Origin of the sequence: Staphylococcus piscifermentans (assembly GCF_900186985.1) — a bacterium.
Classification (GTDB): Bacteria; Bacillota; Bacilli; order Staphylococcales; family Staphylococcaceae; genus Staphylococcus; species Staphylococcus piscifermentans.
Genome location: NZ_LT906447.1, coordinates 2499787 through 2523052 on the forward strand (window position 1 = coordinate 2499787; position 23266 = coordinate 2523052).

The following is a 23266-nucleotide window of genomic DNA, read 5'->3' on the forward strand; positions in this document are numbered from 1 at the left end:
AAATCGATTACTAGCGATTCATTTAAATGAATAAAGCTTTTAAAACTCTAATTCACTCGGTTTTGCTTGGTAAAATCTATTTTTACTTACTTATCTAGTTTTCAATGTACAATCATGAATACTCGGATGAGCATTCAAAACTGAATACAATATGTCACGTTATTCCGTCAGTTTCTGTTGAAACTGTTCCGTATATATCCTTAGAAAGGAGGTGATCCAGCCGCACCTTCCGATACGGCTACCTTGTTACGACTTCACCCCAATCATTCGTCCCACCTTCGACGGCTAGCTCCTAAAAGGTTACTCCACCGGCTTCGGGTGTTACGAACTCTCGTGGTGTGACGGGCGGTGTGTACAAGACCCGGGAACGTATTCACCGTAGCATGCTGATCTACGATTACTAGCGATTCCAGCTTCATGTAGTCGAGTTGCAGACTACAATCCGAACTGAGAACAGCTTTATGGGATTTGCTTGACCTCGCGGTTTCGCTGCCCTTTGTACTGTCCATTGTAGCACGTGTGTAGCCCAAATCATAAGGGGCATGATGATTTGACGTCATCCCCACCTTCCTCCGGTTTGTCACCGGCAGTCAACTTAGAGTGCCCAACTTAATGCTGGCAACTAAGCTTAAGGGTTGCGCTCGTTGCGGGACTTAACCCAACATCTCACGACACGAGCTGACGACAACCATGCACCACCTGTCACTTTGTCCCCCGAAGGGGAAGACTCTATCTCTAGAGCGGTCAAAGGATGTCAAGATTTGGTAAGGTTCTTCGCGTTGCTTCGAATTAAACCACATGCTCCACCGCTTGTGCGGGTCCCCGTCAATTCCTTTGAGTTTCAGCCTTGCGGCCGTACTCCCCAGGCGGAGTGCTTAATGCGTTAGCTGCAGCACTAAGGGGCGGAAACCCCCTAACACTTAGCACTCATCGTTTACGGCGTGGACTACCAGGGTATCTAATCCTGTTTGATCCCCACGCTTTCGCACATCAGCGTCAGTTGCAGACCAGAAAGTCGCCTTCGCCACTGGTGTTCCTCCATATCTCTGCGCATTTCACCGCTACACATGGAATTCCACTTTCCTCTTCTGCACTCAAGTTTTCCAGTTTCCAATGACCCTCCACGGTTGAGCCGTGGGCTTTCACATCAGACTTAAAAAACCGCCTACGCGCGCTTTACGCCCAATAATTCCGGATAACGCTTGCCACCTACGTATTACCGCGGCTGCTGGCACGTAGTTAGCCGTGGCTTTCTGATTAGGTACCGTCAAGGTGCGCATAGTTACCTACGCACTTATTCTTCCCTAATAACAGAGTTTTACGATCCGAAGACCTTCATCACTCACGCGGCGTTGCTCCGTCAGGCTTTCGCCCATTGCGGAAGATTCCCTACTGCTGCCTCCCGTAGGAGTCTGGACCGTGTCTCAGTTCCAGTGTGGCCGATCACCCTCTCAGGTCGGCTACGTATCGTTGCCTTGGTAAGCCGTTACCTTACCAACTAGCTAATACGGCGCGGGTCCATCTATAAGTGACAGCAAAACCATCTTTCATTGCGGAACCATGCGGTTCCGCATATTATCCGGCATTAGCCCCGGTTTCCCGGAGTTATTCCAGTCTTATAGGTAGGTTACCCACGTGTTACTCACCCGTCCGCCGCTAACGTCAGAGGAGCAAGCTCCTCGTCTGTTCGCTCGACTTGCATGTATTAGGCACGCCGCCAGCGTTCATCCTGAGCCAGGATCAAACTCTCCATAAAAGTTTATGATTTGTTTGACTAGCTCATAAAAAACTAATTTGTTTTAAAACGTCCAAGACGTTTGTTAATTGGAATTAACGTTGACATATTGTCATTCAGTTTTCAATGTTCATTTTTTCTGACTCACAAGAATTAATTATACTCTTTTCAAAACTTAAAGTCAAGGACTTTTTAAAAGTTTTTTAAGATTAATTTTGTGAAGATTTATTGAAGAGTTTGTTTCGTCCTTTCAACAGTTACTAACTATACAGGGTTTCAAAGTTTTTTGCAACCCATAAAAATTACACTATATAGCTTTAGAAGCCTTGATACACTTGATTTAACGGACTTTTAACAATACACTTGTAATAAAGTTCGCTTTATCACGTTAATGTGAGCGCATTCATTTAATATACCCTCTTTTAACCCTTCAAAAACCAAACTTTAATTTTTTTGAAGAAATTTAAAAAAATAACAGCAAAGTATCAAACTGTGTGTTTTACAGTTTATATACCTTACTGTTACTTGCTTTTACATCTCAGTTCTGCCCTCTATAGCACGCGATAATGTAACTTCGTCTGCATATTCTAGATCGCCGCCAACCGATAAACCTTGTGCTAAGCGTGTAACTTTAATCCCTATCGGTTTAACAAGTCTAGAAATATACATTGCTGTCGATTCACCTTCTAGATTTGGATTCATTGCGAGAATCAACTCTTTTACTTCATCATCTTTTAAGCGTTCTATTAATGAAGGAATATTGATATCTTCTGGTCCAATCCCATCCATTGGCGAAATTGCACCATGTAAGACATGATATAAGCCTTTATATTCGCGCATCTTTTCCATAGCTATTACATCTTTATCATCTTCAACTACACAGATTACGGAGCGGTCACGCTGTTTATCTTGGCAGATATAACATGGATCTTCTTCTGTAATATGTCCGCATACACTGCAATACGTCAATTCACGTTTCACATCTACTAAAGCTTTCGCAAATTGTACGACGTCATCTTCTTGCATATCTAATACATGAAAAGCCAGACGTTGTGCCGTCTTTGGCCCAATGCCTGGCAATTTCATGAAACTATCTATGAGTTTCGAAATCGGTTCAGGATAATGCATCAGTTATCACATTCCAGGAATGTTCAAGCCTTTAGTGTGTTTGCCTAAACGTTCTGATGTTAATTCATCTGCTTTGTTCATCGCTTCGTTTGTAGCTGCTAACACTAAGTCTTGAAGCATTTCAACATCGTCTGGATCAACTGCTTCTTCGTCAATCACTACGTCTACTACTTCTTTATGGCCAGTTACAACAACTTTAACCATACCGCCGCCTGCTGAACCTTCTACTTTTTCATCTTTTAATTTTTCTTGCTCTTCAGCCATTTTCTTTTGCATTTTTTGCATTTGTTTCATCATTTGTTGCATATTTCCGCCACCGCGCATAATATATTTCCTCCTTGATTCTTTGTTTGTAATTTATTGTTCTTAAGTCTGCTGATATGAAAATATTTATTCTTTAGAGTTGTTCTTCTTTCATAATAATATTAGTTTACTATTATATAGTAGAAACTCGTCTCACTTTATTTCACATCAGTATTGATATAGTGAATTATAACATATCGACATAGTCTCTTTCGACAATATTAATCTTCATCTGTAAGGTGAACGGTCTCTTCGCCAAACATGTCTTTAGCTTTTTGCACAATATCCACTTCTTTGGGCTGCTCTGGTTCGTTAGCGTCTTCTCCTGCTTGATTGTTTCCGCCTCTTTTACGGTTCTTGATGTATTCAGAACGTACTTGCAACCATTGGTCTGCTGGCACACCTACTACCGAAACATTTTTATTGATGATGTTACGTACAACTTCTTCTAAGCTGCCGCGTTTTTCATCATCGTCATTCACAATTTCACAATGAATTTCCGCTTCAAATTGCACTAACACGCTTTTTTCGCTTGCAGCTACTGGAATAGAATTCTGTAATAAGCTGACCAATGCTTTTTGATTGTGATTTTTAGCGTGATCAATGACTTCTTGCCAGTGATTCTTCAAAAGCTTGATATCTTCTTTATTCGCATTATCTAGCACTTTTGCAATTTGCGTCATAGAATAAGAGTTCTTACTTCTGCGACGTCCGCGTGAATTACTTTTTTGTTTAGGCGGAGTATTAGTCGTCGTCACACCATGTTGTTTCAATGCATTCAACTCTTGTTCTAAGTGTTCCAAGCGTTGAAGTAACGCACTGTTCACATCGTTATTTTGCTGAACAGGTTGGGGTTCAGCCGATGCTTGATGTGCATTAGCAGAATGCATATCTGGGTTCGCTACAGGCGCATTATCTTCTTTAATCAACTCGGCCATTTTGACCAACAGCACTTCAAAGTGTACATTCTGATTTACGCTGAAACGCACAGATACTAATGTATCATTGATTAAATCAATCATTTTATATAGCGTATCTAAATCAAACGCCATCAAAGCGCCATATTCTGTTTCTCGCTGTGCTGTTTTATTCATAATGGTATCGCGTACAAAATAAATCAAATCATTAATTAAACGATTCACTTCTTTACCTTCAGCGATAAATTGATGGTAGCGCGCAAAGGCATCTTTGACTTGGCCATGGGCTACATCATTCAACAAGGCATTTAATGAAGCTTCATCTACGCTACCAGTCACATTCAAGGCATCTTGCAAGGTTAAATGTTCATCGCCGAATGCAATAGCTTGGTCCATGATACTTAATGCATCACGCATGCCGCCTTCAGAAGCTTTTGCAATGAAAGCAATTGCTTCTTCGTCGTACTCAATATGCTGCGATTCTGCTACATAACGTAAACGCTCGATAATTTGCTCTAAACCAATGGCTTTAAAATCAAAACGTTGCGCTCTTGAAATAATAGTAGGAGGAATCTTATGAGGCTCTGTAGTCGCCAGAATAAAGATGGCGTGTGCTGGTGGTTCTTCTAGGGTTTTCAACAAGGCATTGAATGCACCTGTTGTCAGCATATGAACCTCATCTATAATGTAGACTTTATATTTTGATTGCGATGGTGCGTATTTCACTTTATCACGGATATTTCTAATTTCGTCGACCCCATTATTGCTCGCCGCATCGATTTCAATGACATCTGAATTGGAACCTTGTGTAATACTCCTACAGATATCACATTCATTACAGGGTTCTCCGTCTACACTATTAGGGCAATTAATGGCTTTCGCAAAAACCTTCGCAATACTAGTCTTCCCTGTCCCTCTTGGACCGCTGAAGATGTATGCATGCGATTGTTTGCCTTTAGCAATAGCATTACGGAGCGTCTTGGTTACATGCTCTTGACCGACCACATCATCGAAACTTTGAGGTCGGTACATTCTATATAAAGCTTGATAGTTCACTTACTTTCGCACCTCCGAATACAAATCATCATTATTATAGCATGCCAAGTTAACTGAACGCGATGATACAATTTATATCTATTAGATATTCTCTAAAATCAACTTGCCTTGTGGGCAGGTATCCAAACTCTCCCATAATAATATGATACTGAATTGATTGATATCTTCATTGTCTGGTACTTCTACTGCACACTCTGAAAGGGGTTTAAATCCTAAAGACTGAAAATATTCAGGCTCCCCTTCTACTATAATTTCATTGTAGCCCGCTTCTTTAGCCCGGCTCTCTGCGGCTTCAACCAGCGCTTTACCGATGCCGTACTCTCTAAAGTCTTCTTTTACCGAAAGGGATTTAATCATCAGCGGATGTTGCAAGTCTTCTCCGTTCACGATCATTTCTTCCATTAAAAGTATATGACCTACGATTTCGTCTTCATCTGTGCGTGCTATCATTTCGAAGTCTGGGTTGTAGGTTGGAATGCGTCTCAATCTGCGCAGACTGTCTTCGTAATATTCTCCTTCGAATAAACCTTCGCTGTCTTTCTTGTCTTTCAAGTGCGCGATAATCGCGTAGTCGTTCTCTGTCACAGTTCCTAGTAAGATTTGCATAAAATCCCTCCATTGAATTGGGCAAAGTATTAGGTTCATTATAACGCAATTTGTAGTTTTCGCTTATGATTAAGGTTCTGTTCTTGCATTCTTTCCTTAAACCCTTTAGACTTTTATCAACAAATGTAAATTTTGTAAATTTATTGTTAAAAAATAGGGTAAAGTATTTAAATCCATTAAAAACAATCAAGTCAGCTAAGGAGGCGACCGAAATGATAATCAAAAATAAAACTTATACTACTTTAGGGATAGTGTTTATGGTGTTGTGCCTAGCGAGTTTCGCCACAATGCATAATGTTTGGATGATTATTCCAGGATTTGTCTGTGGTGTCCTTTTCTTAGCATTCGGTCTGCACTTCAAAGATAAAAAAGAAATACAAAAAGACAAATTGCGCAAGCGTGAATTACAAAGTGAATATCGAATTTAAGAAGCTAGGACGTTATTTTGTCCTAGCTTCTTTCATATTTAATATTCCATTTTGCGTTGTTTACGTCCATGCAAGAGATAGTAGAGTCCGATGACCAGAATTAACAATACGGCCATAGCAAAATAAAGGTTGCGATAACCGAAACTGCCAATGACAATTCCGAGTATTGTCGGTCCTGCTCCCGCACCTAAGTCAGCAAAGATATAGAATGTTGAAGTTGCCAGCCCTATTTTTTCTGGAGGAGAGGCTTGCAGCGCAATGGTTTGGAAGGATGGAATCAAAGTGCCGTAACCAATGCCGATGAAAATGGCTGAGATTAAGAGCACCCAACTTGTATGTGCGACTGCTAATAATGCCAATCCAATTACGAAGATTACCAGTGTAGGATAAACGACTTTATTGGCGCCATAGTTATCGAATACTTTGCCTGTTATCGGACGTACAATAAAGGTACTTAAGGCATAAACGACAAAGAAGAAGCTGGCTGCCGCCGCAAGTCCGATATGTGCTGCGTAGGAATCCAAGAATGCCAGCACGCTAGAGTAAGCGATTCCCACAAATACGATTACAATAGAAATCGGTACTGCTTGTTTTTGGAAAAATTGTGCCAATCCTTTAGGCTGTGCTCCTTTCTGTTCTTCCTTTTGCACAGAAGGTTGTCTGATATTTGAGATAAACAGCGCGAGAATTGCCGCTAACACGATGCAGATCAAGCAGACAATAAAGTTGCTTTGGAAGTTTAACTTCTGATTGATTAAGATGCCTAAAAAGGGACCTATTGCGGATGCGACCGTCGTACTGAGTGCGTAGTAACCTATGCCCTCGCCTTTGCGGTCATCGGGAACAATGGTAGAAGAATATGTCCCGGTAGTGGTGGAGGACATGCCGAATGCGATTCCGTGTATCAAACGCACAATCATTAAGACTAGCAAGCTGTGTATTAAGAAATACAAGCCGATTGCTACAAATGAGAAAATCAAACCGAAGAAGAGTGTTTTCTTCAGATTTAAACGATCAATATATTTCCCAGTAAATAAACGTCCAAACAGCATACCAATGATAAATATACCTGCTGCTAGACCGCCCATCGTTTCATTCGCATGAAAAGTATTAATCGTAAATGCGGTAACTGTAACGATTAAAGCGTAATGAATAATATACATGAGGAAGTTGATGATGGTAATGAAAATAAAATCTTTCGTCCATAAATTGCGATACATACATTTCGCGCTCCCTTTAATGATTTCTATTAATTTAATATCTCTAGTATATTGATAAACAATACTAATGTATAATGGAGATTATTAATGAATACATTAGAGATACTTATGTAATGAAAGGATAAAACAATTGAACTTTATTCAACTACATCATGTCAAAACGATACATGAGACCGGTTCTATCACGAAAGCTGCTCATCTTCTGCATATTACGCAATCTGCTCTTAGCCAATCGATTTCAAATTTAGAAACAGAATTAGATATTCAACTATTCAAACGTCAAAAAAGCGGGACGACTTTGACAGAGCAAGGTCGCCAAATATTTCCTATTATGATGGATTTAATCGATCAAGAAACGCTGTTATATGATAAGATTCAATCCTTGAATGCTGAAATGGAAGGCTCGCTATCAATTGCGACGATTCCTAGTTTGTTCATGACGATTGTCCCTGGCGTGCTGTCAGCTTTTAAAAAAGATAACCCTAATATAGAGGTGCATATCGTAGAAGCTGAAAACGATGAGATTAAACAGTTAGTGGCCGCGGGAGAAGCGGATATCGGCTTGTATTCAATACTGAGCGAGGATGACTTAGAGGTAGCAGACACACAATATACGCCGTTATTTTCAAGTGCCTTCACTGCAATTGTTCCGAAAGATTCAAAACTGGCTTATTTGAAAAAATTATCCTTAGAGGATATCAAATCTTTCCCTTTTATCTTGTATGATCGTACTTTTTATAAGAAAAATATTCAGAAGTTTGAAGCGGCCAATGGTCCTATCAATTTGTTATTTTCTACCGATAATGTCGGCGTGTTATTCAACTCTGTAGCTGAAGGACTCGGAATCAGTATCTTGTCTGACTTGATGGTGCAAAACACGCCCTTTTATCAGCGCAATATGATTACTACTGTACCGATTGGCGCCCCTTTTAATCAAATGATTGAGTTTGGCGTACTGCACCTGCAACACTCTGATAAAGATAAACTGATTGCAGAATTCAAGAATTATTTAGCGGAAGCTGCGGATAGGTAGATGTAAAAGCTGGGAGGCAGAGTGCTAAGTTTGGCGTTTTCTAGACACTTCTCAAAAACTTGTGTCTAGATTCGGGTGCTTTCTGGACACTTCTCAAAAACTTGTGTCTAGATTCCCTAACTATTCACCAACCCGCCCATAAATCTTCGCATTAAAAAAGGAAATCAAGGGTTGCGCTCCCTCAATTTCCCACTTCGCTTCTATGTATAAAAATGAATATAAAAATACCGCGCAACTTTGCTTCGAATGTGTATCATGAACGTTACCAAAGTCGACAGCTAAATCTCGGCTACCCTACGGCACATATGAGAATCCACTTAATGCTGCTTCCGTCAGGACCTGACATGATTCATGGGTTCATATTGCATAGGACCGAAATCTTCAAACACCTCGTGCTTTGGGCAGACTTCACAAGTACACACCCTAGGCAAAGTATTCAGTCTCGCATAAGCGGATTTCGAGAACAGGGAACCGCTACCTCCCCACCTAGCACGGCAAGATATATCATACTATATTTAAAGGTCGTAATGCAAGCTTTAACGATTTGTAAATTTCGTGAATTTTAAGTTCCCTCTATTAAAAAGAAAGCTTTGAAGAGCTGACCTCCATTTAAGATTTCGTTTGCTCGATTTTTTGATAAGTATATTTAGAATATGCAAAAGACCAACTCATGATAAGTTTCACGAATTGGTCTTTGTTTCATCTTCTTGAAAAATCTACGAATCTGAAATCTGTCGCAATATGCTTTGCGACATTATATTGGAATTTTGTCATATCTTTCAAATGTACGACTCCGCGGACGGTTGCTGTGTAAGGCGGGTTGATATCGCCGAATGCTTCATATTCTTGTTCTGAGAAAGGCTCGAAAGTAATGGCTTTGCGTGAGTAGCTGATATCTAATCCTAAGTCTTGTTCGATATAATTATATAAAGAGTCAGACACAATATCCTCAGTTAAATTTGGAACAATTGCTTCCACCAAATAATCTTCATCAATGATTTTCACGCGCCCGTTGGCTTTACGATAACGTATGAGGTGCCAAAGTTTATCTTCGTTACTCAGGTTCAAGGCTTCTCTCACGTTAGGCACCTCTCCAGCGGTTTCTTTTTCCAAAACTTTCACTTCGGTTTCGAGCTCGATGCCTAGTCTTTCTTGTACTTCTTTGAAGCTGGTCAGTTTTGAAAAGGGAAATTCTGTCACGCCTTGATAGATGACGATTGAGCCTTTGCCTCTGATTTTCTGAATCATGCCTTCGCTGACGAGTAAATTTAGAGCTCGGCGTACTGTTTCACGTGAAGCTTTGTAGGTGGTGACTAGGTCGTTTTCGGAGGGAAGTTGTTCTCCATATTTGATTTCTTCATTTAAAATGCTTGCTTTTAAATCGTCGTAGATTTTAGTGAATTTCTTAGGTTTCGTTAACATTGCGCTCACTCGATTCTTTACTGTAAATTACTGTTCAATCACGATGGCACCGTAGCCTGCGATTTCTCCATTATTGATAGTGCCGCGTTCTAGAATAACTTCGCCGTTGGTATCTAGGTCTTCTGGCACCATTACTGCTTCTTTGTTGAAGTTTGCTATTACAAGCCATGTTCTTCCCTCGTAGCTGCGTTGATAAATCATCAAATTCGGATCATCCATGTATAAAGGAAGGATATCGCCGTATGTCACAATATCATGTTCATGGCGCAGACGGATGAGTTCGCGATAGGTTTGCAAAACAGAATGGTCATTCTCGATTTCATCTTCTACGTTGATGTGTTGATAATTATTCGGAATGTCTATCCACGGTGTGCCGCTTGTAAATCCGGCATGTTCACCGGCAGTCCACTGCATAGGGGTACGTGAATTATCGCGTGATTTCTGAGCTAGAATTTGCAATATTTCTTTCTCTGGAACACCTTGAGCTTTCAAATAGTCATAAGCATTCAATGATTCTACGTCTCGGTATTGATGAATGTTGGTAAAATGCGGATTGGTCATGCCGATTTCTTCACCTTGATAAATATAAGGTGTGCCTTGCAGCATATGCAGCGCTACGGCTAACATCTTCGCACTCTTCTGGCGCATTTCTTCTGTTGAATCATCACCAAAACGAGATACGACACGAGGTTGATCATGGTTGCACCAGAAAATGGCATTCCAACCATTGCCGTCATGAATACCGATTTGCCATTCCATCAAAATACGTTTCAATTCAATAAAGTCAAAGTCTGCTTTTGTCCACTTTTCCCCATCTTGGTAATCTACTTTCAAATGATGGAAATTGAAAACACTATTCAACTCTTCGCGTTCTGGATTCGTGTATTTGATACAGTTATCAATGGTAGTCGAAGACATTTCTCCGACTGTCATTAAATCTTTGCCACCGAAAGTATTGCGGTTCATTTCATGGATAAATTCATGAACACGCGGGCCGTCTGTGTAAAATTCTTTACCGATTTTATCTGAATCACGGAATTCACCTTTTGAAATCAAGTTGATGACGTCGAAGCGGAAACCGTCCACACCGAAATCTATCCAATAATTAATCATGTCATAGAGCGCTTCACGTACTTTAGGGTTCTCCCAGTTCAAATCTGCTTGCGTCACATCGAAGAGATGCAAATAGTATTCATCAGTGGCTTCGTCATATTTCCAAGCGTTGCCGCCGAACTTAGATTCCCAATTCGTTGGTGGTGCACCATCTTTCGCAGATTTACGGAAGAAATAATAATCACGATATGGATTGTCCGGAGCAGAAATGGCTTCTCTAAACCACTCATGCTCAGTAGATGTGTGATTAATTACAATATCCAGCATCACTTTCAAATGATGCTTGTGGGCTTCATCCAGCAAGTGGCGCAAATCTTCTTTCGTGCCAAAATCTTCATTGATACTTAAATAGTCGCTGATATCATAACCATTATCATTCATCGGTGATTGATAGACCGGTGTTAACCAAAGATAATCTACACCTAAATATTCAAGGTAATCCATTTTTTCAATAATTCCATTTAAATCACCTACACCGTTGCCAGTTGTATCATTAAAGGATTTTGGGTAAATTTGATAAACTACAGATTTTTTCCAATCATTCTGTTGCATAATATGACCACCTTTTCCTCTCTCTTTATAGAAAAACAGAACATCTGGAAAGTGATGTTCTGTTTTGTATTCAATCAAATCATTCGCGCATTTATCTCTATTTTAACTGATATTACTGCTTAGTCGACCATCTCTTTCGCTTTATTTTTCGCGAAGTTAGAAAAGACGACTGTTAAGATAGCTGGTACAATTACTGCAATGATGGTACAAATTCCATATACAATCCAATATTCTTTCTGAATGGAAATGATAGCTGGTACACCACCGACACCAACATTTCCTAATACTTTACTTGCGCCGATAATGCTTCCTAATACACATGAAGTCACAATCGCTGCGACGAATGGATATTTCATTGGAATGTTTACCCCGAACATAGCGGGTTCAGTCACGCCGAGCAAACCAGAAATACCTGAAGTTAAAGCAAGTCCTTCTTCTTTGGCCATTTTACGACGTTTGTATACAAACCAAGCGCCGAATGCTGCTGAACCTTGGCAGATATTTGAGATTGCCAAGATCGGCCATAAGTAAGTACCGCCTAATTTGCTTCCCATTAATTGGAAATCGACCGCTAAGAACATATGATGTAAACCTGTAATTACAAGCGGAGCATAGAACAGTCCGTAGATTGCGCCGCCTAACCATCCTGCACGGTTGAATAAGAATGTTACAGCATCTGTAATACCTGTTCCAATCCACAATGCAATCGGTCCGATCACTAAGAAGGCTAAGAATCCTGTTACGAGTAGAGCGACAGGTCCGACTACTAACATCTTAATGGAATCATGAACCACTTTATTCAAGGCCTTTTCAATCTGAGCCAGCACATATGACGCTAATAATACCGGCAATACTTGTCCTTGGTAGTTCAGTTGTTTCACGTCTAAACCGAAGATATGCCAGACTGGAATTTTTGAACCTTGATTCAAATCATATTGCGAAACGAGTTGCGGATGCATCAAGACAAGTCCTAGTACTAAACCTAATACTGGATTTCCGCCGAATACACGCATACTGCTCCAACCAATTAATGCGGGCAAGAAAATGAACGCAGTAGTTGCGATGACGTTCACAATATCCGCGAAATCATGAATCTGCGGAAATTGTTCTGTTAGAGGTTTCGGTCCGAATAAATCTTTCATAGTTAAGAGGTTGTATATCCCCATTAACAGACCGGCCGTTACGATGGCTGGTAAGATTGGAATGAAAATATCCCCCAATAATTTAACGAGACGTTGCAGTGGATTCCCTTTCTTAGCTGCCGCTGCTTTGACTTCATCTTTCGAAGCCCCTTCTTTGCCGATATTATCCATGAACTTCTTGTAAACTTCATCGACTGTCCCAGGTCCGATTACAATTTGATATTGATTATCCGCTTTAAATTGTCCTTTAACAAGCGGATTATCACTTAATTTATCCTTATCTACTTTATCGTCGTCCTTCAATACTAAGCGTAATCGTGTCACACAGTGCGTTGCGGTTTCTACGTTTTCAGCGCCTCCGATTGCCTCGACAATCTGTTTGACGTCTTTATCTTTCACAGCCATCCGACTCACTCCCTTTGTTTGATATTTGAGTCTATTGTACTTGTCTAGACAAGTTATGTAAAGGCTTTCATGAAAAATTAATAACTTCTTTACTTAAACTCTTTCTCATTTAACCTAAAAAAGTGACGGAACTGCTGAATTCCGTCACTCTCTCTATCGTACATTTTCAATTGCCTTACGCTCAATAATTTGTATTAAATTACCGCATGTATCATCGAAAATAGCGAATTTAACACCATTTTCATAATCCATCGGCGCCATCGTAAATCCGACACCTTGCTCTTTAAGTCGTTGATATTCTGCTTGTACATCATCCACATCAAACATCGTACAAGGGATTCCTTCTTCTTTCAGCCCTTCTTGATACGCTTGAGCGACACGATGGTTGTTAGGTTCAAGCAACAACTGTGTGCCCTCTGGATTTTCTGGAGAAACTACAGCTATCCATCGATAATCTCCAGCTGGTACATCTGCTTTCTTTTGAAATCCTAATATTTCCGTGTAAAATTTTAATGCTTGGTCCTGATCATCTACAAATATACTTGCGACTTTAATTTCCATGGGGCATAACCTCCGTTGTAAGTTAGTTCTTTCATTCCTTATTTTTTAAAAAAGTAAACTAGAAATACGAGAAATTAAGAGAGATTACTGGAATCTCAAAAAATACAAATTAAAAAGGCAAGCACTCAATAGGAAATTGAATGATTGCCTTTTTATATCTATTAGTCTTGGATTTCATTTATAATGGCGGAGGAAGAGGGATTCGAACCCCCGCGAGCCGTTAAGCTCCTGTCGGTTTTCAAGACCGATCCCTTCAGCCGGACTTGGGTATTCCTCCAATAAGCACAATAAATATCTTATTATACCCCATTATAAAAGTCAATCAATTTTTTAAGTAAATTTTACACAATCCTTGTTGACAAATTCATATTACAGCAAAATAGAGGGACAGATGCCCCTCTATCATTGATTTTTATTAATTTAAAACAAGCTGCTTTTGTAAATATCTGTGAACAGATTTGGCAACACCGCGACCTTCTTTAATCGCCCAAACGACTAAACTTTGACCACGTCTCGCATCGCCTGCTGCAAATATATGCGGTTGGTTAGTCGCATAATCGTGCTCATCCGCTACAATTTTGTTTCGCTCTGTGCGTAAGTCGAACGTATTCGGCACGGTATTTTCAGTGCCTGTAAATCCAATCGCTAGTAGAATTAAATCTGCAGGCCAATGTTTTTCGGTATCGTCAATTCGTGTACTGCCATCCGGCATTTTTCTCAAAGTTTGCGTATAAACACCTCGAACATTGCCGATACGATCTACATCATAACGCATGGTTTGCGCGCCATAAGCACGAGGTTCGTAACCGAAACGTTCTTCCGCTTCTTTATGTGCATAATCCATTTTAAATACAGGCATAGACAATGGCCAATAAGGATTACCTTGAATTTCATAACGCTCAGGCAGCTTTGTACGATAATTGAACTGTACTACTGTTTTACAATTCTCACGCAAAGCAGTCGCAACGCAATCGGCACCGGTATCACCCGAACCAATTACAATTACATTTTTCCCTTCGGCGCTGATTTCTGCATTTTCTGGTTTTAATTCTCCATTTGCAATTTGCGTTTGCTCTGTTAAATAATCCATAGCAAAGTGTATGCCATATCCCATGCGTCCCTCTAATGGAAGGTCTCTTGCTTGTTGAGAACCTGTACACACTATGATGGCATCATTTTCAGATTCAAGCGTCTCTTTAGAGATGTCTTTTCCAACTTCTGTATCCGTGACAAAATGGATACCTGCTTCCTCCATCAATCGAATACGACGACGGACCACATCTTTATCTAATTTCATATTCGGAATGCCGTACATCAACAAACCGCCTGCTTCGTGCGCACGTTCATAAACGGTCACTTCATATCCCTTTGCATTCAATTCATCAGCTGCAGTCAATCCTGCAGGACCGCTTCCTATAATAGCTACGCGTTGCCCTAAACGCTGTGCCGGCACTCTCGGTTGAACCCAGCCATTTTTAAATGCTTCGTCAACGATAGTACGCTCAATTCCTTTAATCGCGACCGGATCACGATTAATATTCATCACACAAGCTTGTTCACACGGAGCCGGACAAACACGTCCGGTAAAATCCGGAAAGTTATTAGTTTCTGCTAAACGTTCGTAGGCCGCTTTATAGTCTTGATGAAAGACAAGATCATTCCATTCTGGTATATAATTCCCAATCGGACAGCCTACTGTATCACGTTCAACCTGTTGACCTGCTTGGCAAAAAGGAGTTCCACAATCCATACATCTCGCACCCTGCATGCTCGCATCTTCTTTTGAAAAACATTGTTGAAATGCTGCATGACTCGTTAAACGTTCTGCTAACGAAAGTTCCGGTAGTGCTTGTCTGTCATACTTCATAAATCCTTTAAATTCTCCCATTTGAAAACACTCCTTCCTTTCCGTTAATAAACAACTGAAAATGGTTCCTCTGATGTTGTCACTTCAGTGCTGGAATCGTAAAATGCATTTAAAACTGCTTTGTCATTGTCTTCAGCTAAACGTTGATGCATTTCCAACTTATGCATCATAAGCTTATAATCTTTAGGAATTACTTTTACTACATGGTCAGCAATATTATTAAAATCAGCTAAAACTGCTGCTGCTTTCTTACTTCCTGTATACGTTACATGTTCTTCCAACATATTACGCAGTGTTTCAAATTCTTCTGGATGAGATAAAGTATCAAAATCCAATGTGTCTAACGCATGGTAAGTTTTAAATTGTTCTACATCATCAGGGAAGATATAGGCTACACCGCCGCTCATTCCTTGACCGAAGTTATCTCCGACATTTCCTAAGACAACTACACGACCTCCTGTCATGTATTCCAATCCGTGATTACCAATTCCTTCTACAACTGCATGTACACCGCTGTTTCTAATACAGAAACGCTCTCCGGCATAACCGTTGATAAAGGCTTTACCGCTTGTTGCTCCATAGAAACATACATTTCCGGCAATAATATTTTCTTCTCGTTCTGTGTTCGGTGCATTAATAATAATCTTACCGCCTGATAAACCTTTACCAACATAGTCATTAGCATCACCGGTATGGTGAAGGGTTAATCCAGATGGTGTAAACGCACCGATACTTTGGCCAGCATGGCCAGTAGTTTCAACATAAATCGTATCTTCGGGTAAACCTTCCGCTCCATGTGCTTGAGTAATCAGACTGCCGGCAGTTACACCTACATCACGCTGCTCGTTGCACAAATGATAATGTCCTCTGAATTTCGTTCCAGCCGAAATGGCCGCTTCTGCGTCTGGAATCAATTCTGTTGCATCAAAACCTTCTGCTAGGTGATGCTGTTGTTCAATTTCTTTAAAACGCGGTCCTGTTTCTTGATGTAAAAGCGGTATCACATTCAGAGAACGCGCTTTTTCATTATGAACCTCTGCTGAAGGTTCCAATAAATCTGATCGGCCAATTAACTCATCTACTGTACGTAAACCAAGTTCAGCTAATATTTCACGTAATTCATGTGCAATGAAATGCATGAAATTGACCACGTAATCTGCGCGCCCTGTAAACAGTTTGCGCAAATCTTCATTTTGTGTCGCCACGCCGACTGGACAAGTATCTTTGTGGCACACACGCATCATAATACAACCGAGCACAACTAAAGGCGCAGTTGCAAAACCGAATTCTTCAGCCCCTAATGCACAAGCATAAGCAACGTCATGTCCTGTTAAGAGCTTGCCATCTGTTTCTAATCTTACACGTGAACGTAAATTATTCATCATGAGAGTTTGATGCGTTTCTGCTAGACCGATTTCCCAAGGCAGTCCAGCATGTTGAATACTCGTTTTAGGTGAAGCGCCCGTTCCGCCGTCAAAACCACTGATAACAATTTTATCAGCGAACGCTTTTGCCACACCTGCTGCTATTGTTCCGACACCACTTTTAGAAACTAATTTCACTGCGATATTCGCTTTCGGATTTGCATTTTTCAAATCATGAATCAGTTGGGCTAAATCCTCAATTGAATAAATATCGTGATGCGGTGGTGGAGAAATCAAACCGATTCCTGGTGTCGATCCTCGAACTTCAGCAATCCAAGGATAAACTTTAGAACCTGGCAACTGTCCGCCTTCCCCTGGTTTAGCGCCTTGTGCAACCTTGATTTGGATTTCAGTTGCATGTTGCAAATAATCACTTGTTACTCCAAAGCGTCCAGATGCCACTTGTTTAATTGAACTTGAAAAATTCTCTCCGTCGGGGCCTAAAAGATAACGTTCTGGTTCCTCGCCGCCTTCACCGCTGTTACTTTTACCTCCGATTTGATTCATCGCTTCAGCTAGAGTAGAGTGCGCTTCTCTCGAAATAGATCCGTAACTCATTGCTCCAGTGTTAAAACGATGTACAATCGCCTCAATAGGTTCAACCTCATCAATATTGATAGGATTACGAGATTTAAATTTCATCAACTGGCGAATATGATCTGTCCGCTGTTCATTGACACTTCGAGAATATTCTTTGAACATCGCATAATCATTTTCCCGGCAAGCATGTTGCAACAATCGGATAGTCGTCGGATTGAAAGTATGATATTGCCCTTGTTGACGCCACTGGAATGTACTGCCTGAGTCTAGATGTTTCTCTTCTCGACTTTGACGTGCTTTATTCTCCTTATCAATCAAATCAATGGTTAAACCTGAGAGTTTAGACTGCGTACCTGTGAAATATTTATCAATGACTGCTTGAGATAGACCGACCGCTTCAAAGATTTGAGCCCCTTGATAACTTTGAACGGTTGAAATACCCATTTTCGCCATAACTTTAATAACACCTTCAGCTAATACGTCAGTATAAACTTTAACCTGTGATGCAACATCGCCAGATAATTCCCCTTGTCTGACTAATGCTGCAACGGTTTCTTGCGCTAAATACGGTAATACTGCATTAGCGCCATATCCTAATAAACATGCGACATGATGTACTTCGCGGATTTCTCCGCCTTTTGCGACAAGACTTGTCTCTTGACGCAAATCTTCATTAATCAACGCCTGATGCAAATAACTTACCGCCAGTAAAATCGGAATTGCATAGCCTTCTTCATTTTGTAAGCCGCTGTCATCTAAAATTAAAATATCATGCCCCTGTTTCACTGCTTGTACTGCTTTATTTCTCAAATCTTCTAAGGTATCCTCTAAACTTCCGGTATAAAGCGTCGATAAATATTGTGCATTGAAAGGTCCAGCTTCTGCTGCTTGCAATTGTACTTCTGTAAGAACAGGGTGTTTCAATTGCAAACGATTCAAGGCTTCAGTATTAGGAAGCAACAAATTGCCTTCTTTCCCTAAATACGTCAACTCACTCGTTACAATCTTTTCGCGATAGGCGTCAATCGGAGGATTGGTAACTTGTGCAAATAATTGTTTGAAGTAATTAAATAACGACTCTGGGCGTTCGTTCAGCACAGCTAACGGCGCATCGTATCCCATCGCACCAATTGGATCTTTCTTACCTTCCACCAGTTCTTTCATATACTTATGAATTTCTTCACGCGTATAACCGAATTGCTTTTGCAAACGTTGCAATGTATCTTCATTCCATGCTTTGTCTTTAAAAGGAAGATCTAGATTGATATTTACTTTATGTTTTTCTAACCATGCTTCATAAGGTAATTCGCCTGCAATTTCTTTCTTCAAAATGTGATTATGTACCACTTCATGTTTATCAAAATCTACGAGCAGCAAACGTCCAGGATTCAAACGTCCTTTAAATGCTACGTCTGCTTCATCGACATCAATCACACCTACTTCAGAAGAAAAGATAATATGATTATCTTTGGTGATAGTATAGCGTCCAGGTCTCAATCCGTTACGGTCAGTCAGCGCTCCGATTTTATCTCCATTACAGAACGAAATCATCGTCGGTCCATCCCACGGTTCCATTAAATAACTGTAATACTCATAAAATGCTCGTACTGAACTTTGATTTGCTTTACTGTATTGCCAAGGCTCAGGCACTAACAGCATTGCAGCCTTTTCCGGTTCCATAGCCAATGATAAAAATTCTAATGCATTATCTACAATTGAAGAATCACTGCCATCTACATCTAAAATGTCGTGAACTTTCGCACGGTCATTTTCATCAAATAATGTTTCTATCAACCGCTTTTGACGTGCACGCATCCAATTAATATTTCCGCGAATCGTATTAATTTCGCCGTTATGCATCAGCAAACGGTTAGGATGTGCACGTTTCCAACTCGGGAAGGTATTCGTACTAAAACGAGAATGCACTAAACCAAGTTTAGAAATATAATCTGGATGATTTAAATCTATAAACAAGCTTTTAATTTGATCTGAACGCAACCACCCTTTATAGACAATTGTTTTCGTTGATAAGCTAGTAAAATAAAGCTCTAATCCTTGCTCATCACCATAGAATTCAATTTGTTTACGCGCAAGATACAAGCGTTTTTCAGCATCTGCACTGTGATTTAAATCTATAAAGATTTGTTGGATATAAGGCATGGTTTCAGCTACATGCGGCGGAACTGCCGATACTTCAACCGGAACATTTCGATAGCCGATGACTTTCAGCCCTTCACTTTCAAAATAAGCTCGAAATACTGTTTCGTGTGTCGACCCTTCTACAGGTGTATTGGTGAAAAACAATCCTACTGCATACTCACCTTCAGCAGGCAAATCAAAATCAGTATGTTTCTTAAAATAATCAAATGGAATTTCCGTCATTATTCCTGCACCGTCACCTGTCATGCCGTCTGCACCAATCCCCCCACGATGGTCTAAGCGACGTAACATTTCAAGTGATTGAATAACAATATCATGCGATCTTAAATTATCCATGTTGGCATAAAAACCAATACCGCAAGCATCATGCTCATATCGCGGATCATATAAACCTTGATTCTGTGTTTTCGCGCTCATGCTTGCTCCTCCTTTTATATACATTGTATGAATTTTCAGATTTTTCTTGATAACTAATATAATATAGAAGGCGATTCTTCTGTTCAATATGGAAATTAGATGATATTATTCTAATTATTAGAACAATAAGCGGGGTGCAGAAAATGGAATTCAAACAACTCAAATATTTTATTGAGGTTGCAAAACGTGAACATTTATCCGAAGCAGCTTTAGAATTGAACATCGCCCAATCCGCAATCAGCAGACAAATTTCTCAATTAGAAGACGAACTCAATGTTTCTCTTTTCAGAAGAGAAGGCAGAAATATTTATTTAACTAAAGCAGGCCAGCGATTTTTGACTGAAGCAGCAAAGATAGTAGAGCAAAGCGAACAAACTTTGAAGATGTTCCGTCAAGAGCAAGAAGCTGAATCTAAGCGTATTAAAATGGGCTATGTAGAAAGTTATGTGGCGCAATTGCTGCCATTATTGGTTCAAAAATTTGAAAATGAACATCCAACAACATTGTTACCATTAATGAAAGACAATGAAACACTGCTGCATATGCTCTTAACAAGAGAAATTGATGTAGCCTTTATGGATTTGTCTGCCGACTTAAAGCACCGTAATGACTTAGAAATTACGCCGTTATTTGAAGACGCTTATGCATTATATGTGCCGAAACAAGATCCGCTCGCTTCTGCGACACAACCTCCGCTTAACCAATTAAATCAATGCACACTATTTTCGTTATCTGAAATGCCGGGTGCCTTAATCCAACAAATTGAGCAAACGACCCGAAATTCCATTCATCGTATTTCATCAACACGTTTAGCTGCTTATCTGTTAAAGAAAAATAGAGGATACGTCTTTGCGCCGCAATATGCATTATTAAAAGAAAGCGAAGATTGGGAACGTTTATCTTTAACTCATACTGAAATCAAACGAACGATTTGTGTAGTGGTGCATAAAGATAACCATAAGCCTGAATTACAGGCATTACAAAGCGAAATTACCGCTTTATTATCACATACATCGGTCTATCATTAAGCCGTTGACTTAGTTTACAAATCACTTTCCGAACGAAAATAACCGCTTCTACCAGTTCTACCAGTTATTTTCGTTCCTCTTCTCTTTTGCTTATCCTCCTTCTCCACACAATCATTGGAATTCTCATTTCATTAAGCGTATAATCGCGTTGTCTATTGAAACTATACAAATTTATGAGGTGTTTTCACATCATGTCATATCAAAATAAATTCAAGCAGCCCTTTACGTGGGTATTGCTTACCTTTATAGTGCTCTTTCTCGTCGCTTTACTTTTCACCATGAATAATGCACGTTTTTATCGCATGCCTATTGGTGAAATTACACAGGTGCAACATTTGAAGACCGAACAAGTTACCGATGAACATCACAACCAAGATACAAAGCATTCTGATAAGCTGACTATCCGTGTATTGAATGGTAAATTCAAAGGACAAAGCGGTCACATCAGCAATACGTATTACGCATCACAAGCAGACTCTGAAAAATTCAACACGCATGACAAAGTGCTGCTGCATATCAATAAACATCCGAGCGATGCCAATATAATTGAGAAGAAACGTGATACCTTAGTCGTTTTCATGACAGGTATTTTTATTTTCATTGTATTATGGGTCGGACGTAAAGTAGGTATCCAGTCGATACTCTCGCTCATCTTCAACACCGCAGCGGTTATCGGCGCAATTGCGATTCATAATGCCTTTCCAGCAACCAGTTTATTCTTATTGATGAGCATTGCAGTTATTCTAGCAACCGCCGTCACCTTGTTGCTGGTTACAGGGTGGCATTGGCGAACCGCTATCACGATTGTCAGTACGCTCATAGGCACTTTCCTATGTGTTGGTATCGCCGAAATCGTCATACGTTCAACTGGCGGTGCCGGCATTAAATACGAAACCATGAGTTTCCTGACCTTACCGCCTAAAGAAGTCTTTATGGCATCAGTCATCGTCGGTACACTTGGCGCTGTCATGGATGTTGCCATCACGATTGCAAGCGGAATGTATGAAATTTGGCAGCGTACACCGAATATCAACATGACACGCTGGGCTTTAGCAGGACGTAACATCGGCCAAGATATCATGGGAACGATGACGAATATTCTGCTCTTTTCATACTTAGCCGGCAGTCTGCCGATGATGTTGATTTATCTCAGAAACGCCAACACGATTACTTATACCATTTCTATGAACTGGTCATTAGAAATTGCGCGTGCTTTAATTGGCGGCATCGGCATCGTTCTAACCATTCCGATTACTATACTGCTCATGCAAGTATGGGCTAAATTGCGAGGTGAACACACATGAGCGCAGTATTAATTTTAGCTTTAATCCTTTTGATTCTGATGGTTGCTTTCGGAGGCAAGAAAGGTGCCATTTCATACGGCATGCTCTTCTTGAACTTCCTGATGGTACTCATCGCTCTCGTAGCCATCGTCTTGAAATTACCGATTCCGATCGTGGCAATACTCTTCTGTCTCGCAGTTGCCAGCCTCAATTTATTTGGGTTAAACGGTTATAACGTCAAGACTCAAGCCGCCTTTATCGGTACTTGCCTAACCACAGCTATCCTATTAGGCGTCATCTACTTCGCAGTCGCAACCGGCCACTTGCAAGGCTTCGCGACAGAACAACAAGACGAAACTTATGTGTATTCCATGAACATCGGCATCAACATGATTCAATTCATGGTCTTCACCACCGTACTCGCCGTCATAGCAGCCGTCGTCGATTTAGCCATCACCATCAGCTTACCCATGTACGAATTGAGCGAAACCAATCCGAATCTCAGTCGCACAGAACTCTTCCAATCCGGAATGCGCGTAGGACGAGAAATCCTGGCAACCTCAGCTAACACCATCTACCTCGCCTATTTCGGAGGACAACTGACACTATTCTTTTGGTTCTTCAAACTCAATTACTCATTCGGACACATCATCAACGCCAAAATATTCACCCAAGAATTCGTGTCCATCCTCTTCGGAGGCATCGCAGTCGCACTCAGTATTCCAATTACCGCTTGGATTACCGCTTGGCTCATTCACCGCCATTCTGGCAAAAAGGTCACACAACCGGTATCCGACAAACAGACATAATACACAATCGCCCGCCGCTACCGAACGGCGCGTGCGCAAGTGTAATCATCGTGCGAAAGAATAAGTAATGTTATAATAGATAACACTGAAAAAATTACACAAGGAGGTTTACTCTAC

Annotated in this window: 16 protein-coding genes, 1 tRNA gene, 1 rRNA gene and 1 other RNA gene; 5 read left to right on the forward strand and 14 right to left on the reverse strand. The window is 40.5% G+C overall.

The features are described 5' to 3' along the window. Positions 1 to 204: 204 nt before the first annotated feature. From CKV71_RS11775 to CKV71_RS11795, 5 genes are all read right to left on the reverse strand, one after another. Positions 205 to 1756: ribosomal RNA gene (locus tag CKV71_RS11775) — 16S ribosomal RNA — on the reverse strand. Positions 1757 to 2266: 510 nt separating this feature from the next. After that, complete coding sequence (gene recR / locus CKV71_RS11780) at positions 2267 to 2863, reverse strand: recombination mediator RecR (RefSeq protein ID WP_095106981.1); 597 nt, start codon at positions 2861 to 2863, stop codon at positions 2267 to 2269. 6 nt (positions 2864 to 2869) lie between these two features. Then, positions 2870 to 3187, reverse strand: a complete 318-nt coding sequence (locus CKV71_RS11785; protein ID WP_012664148.1) for a YbaB/EbfC family nucleoid-associated protein — start codon at positions 3185 to 3187, stop codon at positions 2870 to 2872. A gap of 200 nt (positions 3188 to 3387) precedes the next feature. Further along, complete coding sequence (gene dnaX / locus CKV71_RS11790) at positions 3388 to 5115, reverse strand: DNA polymerase III subunit gamma/tau (protein ID WP_373865625.1); 1728 nt, start codon at positions 5113 to 5115, stop codon at positions 3388 to 3390. A 105-nt stretch (positions 5116 to 5220) separates the two neighbouring features. Continuing rightward, positions 5221 to 5745 (reverse strand): GNAT family N-acetyltransferase, encoded by a 525-nt coding sequence (locus tag CKV71_RS11795; protein ID WP_095106985.1) that lies wholly within the window; start codon positions 5743 to 5745, stop codon positions 5221 to 5223. Between the two features lie 212 nt (positions 5746 to 5957). Here CKV71_RS11795 and CKV71_RS11800 point away from each other — a divergent pair, with 212 nt between their 5' ends. Then, positions 5958 to 6173, forward strand: coding sequence for a hypothetical protein (locus CKV71_RS11800; protein WP_095106987.1), 216 nt, complete (start codon positions 5958 to 5960; stop codon positions 6171 to 6173). A 38-nt stretch (positions 6174 to 6211) separates the two neighbouring features. Here CKV71_RS11800 and CKV71_RS11805 read toward each other — a convergent pair whose 3' ends face one another. Next, a complete protein-coding gene (locus CKV71_RS11805; protein WP_095106989.1) occupies positions 6212 to 7393 on the reverse strand; it encodes an MFS transporter in 1182 nt (393 codons plus the stop codon). Positions 7394 to 7523: 130 nt separating this feature from the next. On the opposite strand from CKV71_RS11805, the gene CKV71_RS11810 reads away from it, so the two are divergent. Further along, complete coding sequence (locus tag CKV71_RS11810) at positions 7524 to 8426, forward strand: LysR family transcriptional regulator (protein WP_095106990.1); 903 nt, start codon at positions 7524 to 7526, stop codon at positions 8424 to 8426. 227 nt (positions 8427 to 8653) lie between these two features. On the opposite strand, the gene ffs is transcribed toward CKV71_RS11810, so the two are convergent. From ffs to gltB, 8 genes are all read right to left on the reverse strand, one after another. Further along, positions 8654 to 8921: signal recognition particle sRNA large type (ffs, locus tag CKV71_RS11815), an RNA gene on the reverse strand. Positions 8922 to 9125: 204 nt separating this feature from the next. After that, positions 9126 to 9848 carry a trehalose operon repressor gene (gene treR, locus CKV71_RS11820; RefSeq protein ID WP_095106992.1) on the reverse strand — a complete coding sequence of 241 codons (723 nt, stop codon included), beginning with the start codon at positions 9846 to 9848 and terminating at the stop codon, positions 9126 to 9128. A 27-nt stretch (positions 9849 to 9875) separates the two neighbouring features. Beyond that, the gene (gene treC, locus CKV71_RS11825) at positions 9876 to 11513 is read right to left on the reverse strand and encodes an alpha,alpha-phosphotrehalase (protein ID WP_095106994.1); all 1638 of its coding nucleotides are present in this window, start codon (positions 11511 to 11513) and stop codon (positions 9876 to 9878) included. Between the two features lie 119 nt (positions 11514 to 11632). After that, positions 11633 to 13060: a PTS system trehalose-specific EIIBC component gene (gene treP, locus CKV71_RS11830; RefSeq protein ID WP_095106996.1), complete on the reverse strand. Its 1428-nt coding sequence runs from the start codon at positions 13058 to 13060 to the stop codon at positions 11633 to 11635. Positions 13061 to 13213: 153 nt separating this feature from the next. Next, entirely contained in the window at positions 13214 to 13621 is a 408-nt protein-coding gene (locus CKV71_RS11835) for a VOC family protein (RefSeq protein WP_095106999.1), read from the reverse strand. Positions 13622 to 13805: 184 nt separating this feature from the next. Continuing rightward, a tRNA-Ser gene (locus CKV71_RS11840) sits at positions 13806 to 13898 on the reverse strand. 138 nt (positions 13899 to 14036) lie between these two features. Further along, positions 14037 to 15509: a glutamate synthase subunit beta gene (locus CKV71_RS11845; protein ID WP_095107003.1), complete on the reverse strand. Its 1473-nt coding sequence runs from the start codon at positions 15507 to 15509 to the stop codon at positions 14037 to 14039. Between the two features lie 23 nt (positions 15510 to 15532). Beyond that, on the reverse strand, positions 15533 to 20029 hold the full coding sequence (gene gltB / locus CKV71_RS11850; RefSeq protein WP_095107004.1) for a glutamate synthase large subunit: 4497 nt from the start codon (positions 20027 to 20029) through the stop codon (positions 15533 to 15535). A gap of 143 nt (positions 20030 to 20172) precedes the next feature. Here gltB and gltC point away from each other — a divergent pair, with 143 nt between their 5' ends. From gltC to CKV71_RS11865, 3 genes are all read left to right on the forward strand, one after another. After that, positions 20173 to 21057, forward strand: coding sequence for a glutamate biosynthesis transcriptional regulator GltC (gene gltC / locus CKV71_RS11855; protein WP_095107006.1), 885 nt, complete (start codon positions 20173 to 20175; stop codon positions 21055 to 21057). A 191-nt stretch (positions 21058 to 21248) separates the two neighbouring features. Further along, the gene (locus CKV71_RS11860) at positions 21249 to 22361 is read left to right on the forward strand and encodes a YibE/F family protein (RefSeq protein ID WP_095107007.1); all 1113 of its coding nucleotides are present in this window, start codon (positions 21249 to 21251) and stop codon (positions 22359 to 22361) included. Beyond that, positions 22358 to 23149 (forward strand): YibE/F family protein, encoded by a 792-nt coding sequence (locus tag CKV71_RS11865; protein ID WP_095107009.1) that lies wholly within the window; start codon positions 22358 to 22360, stop codon positions 23147 to 23149. Before CKV71_RS11860 ends, CKV71_RS11865 begins: the two co-directional genes overlap by 4 nt. The last annotated feature ends 117 nt before the right edge of the window (positions 23150 to 23266 follow it).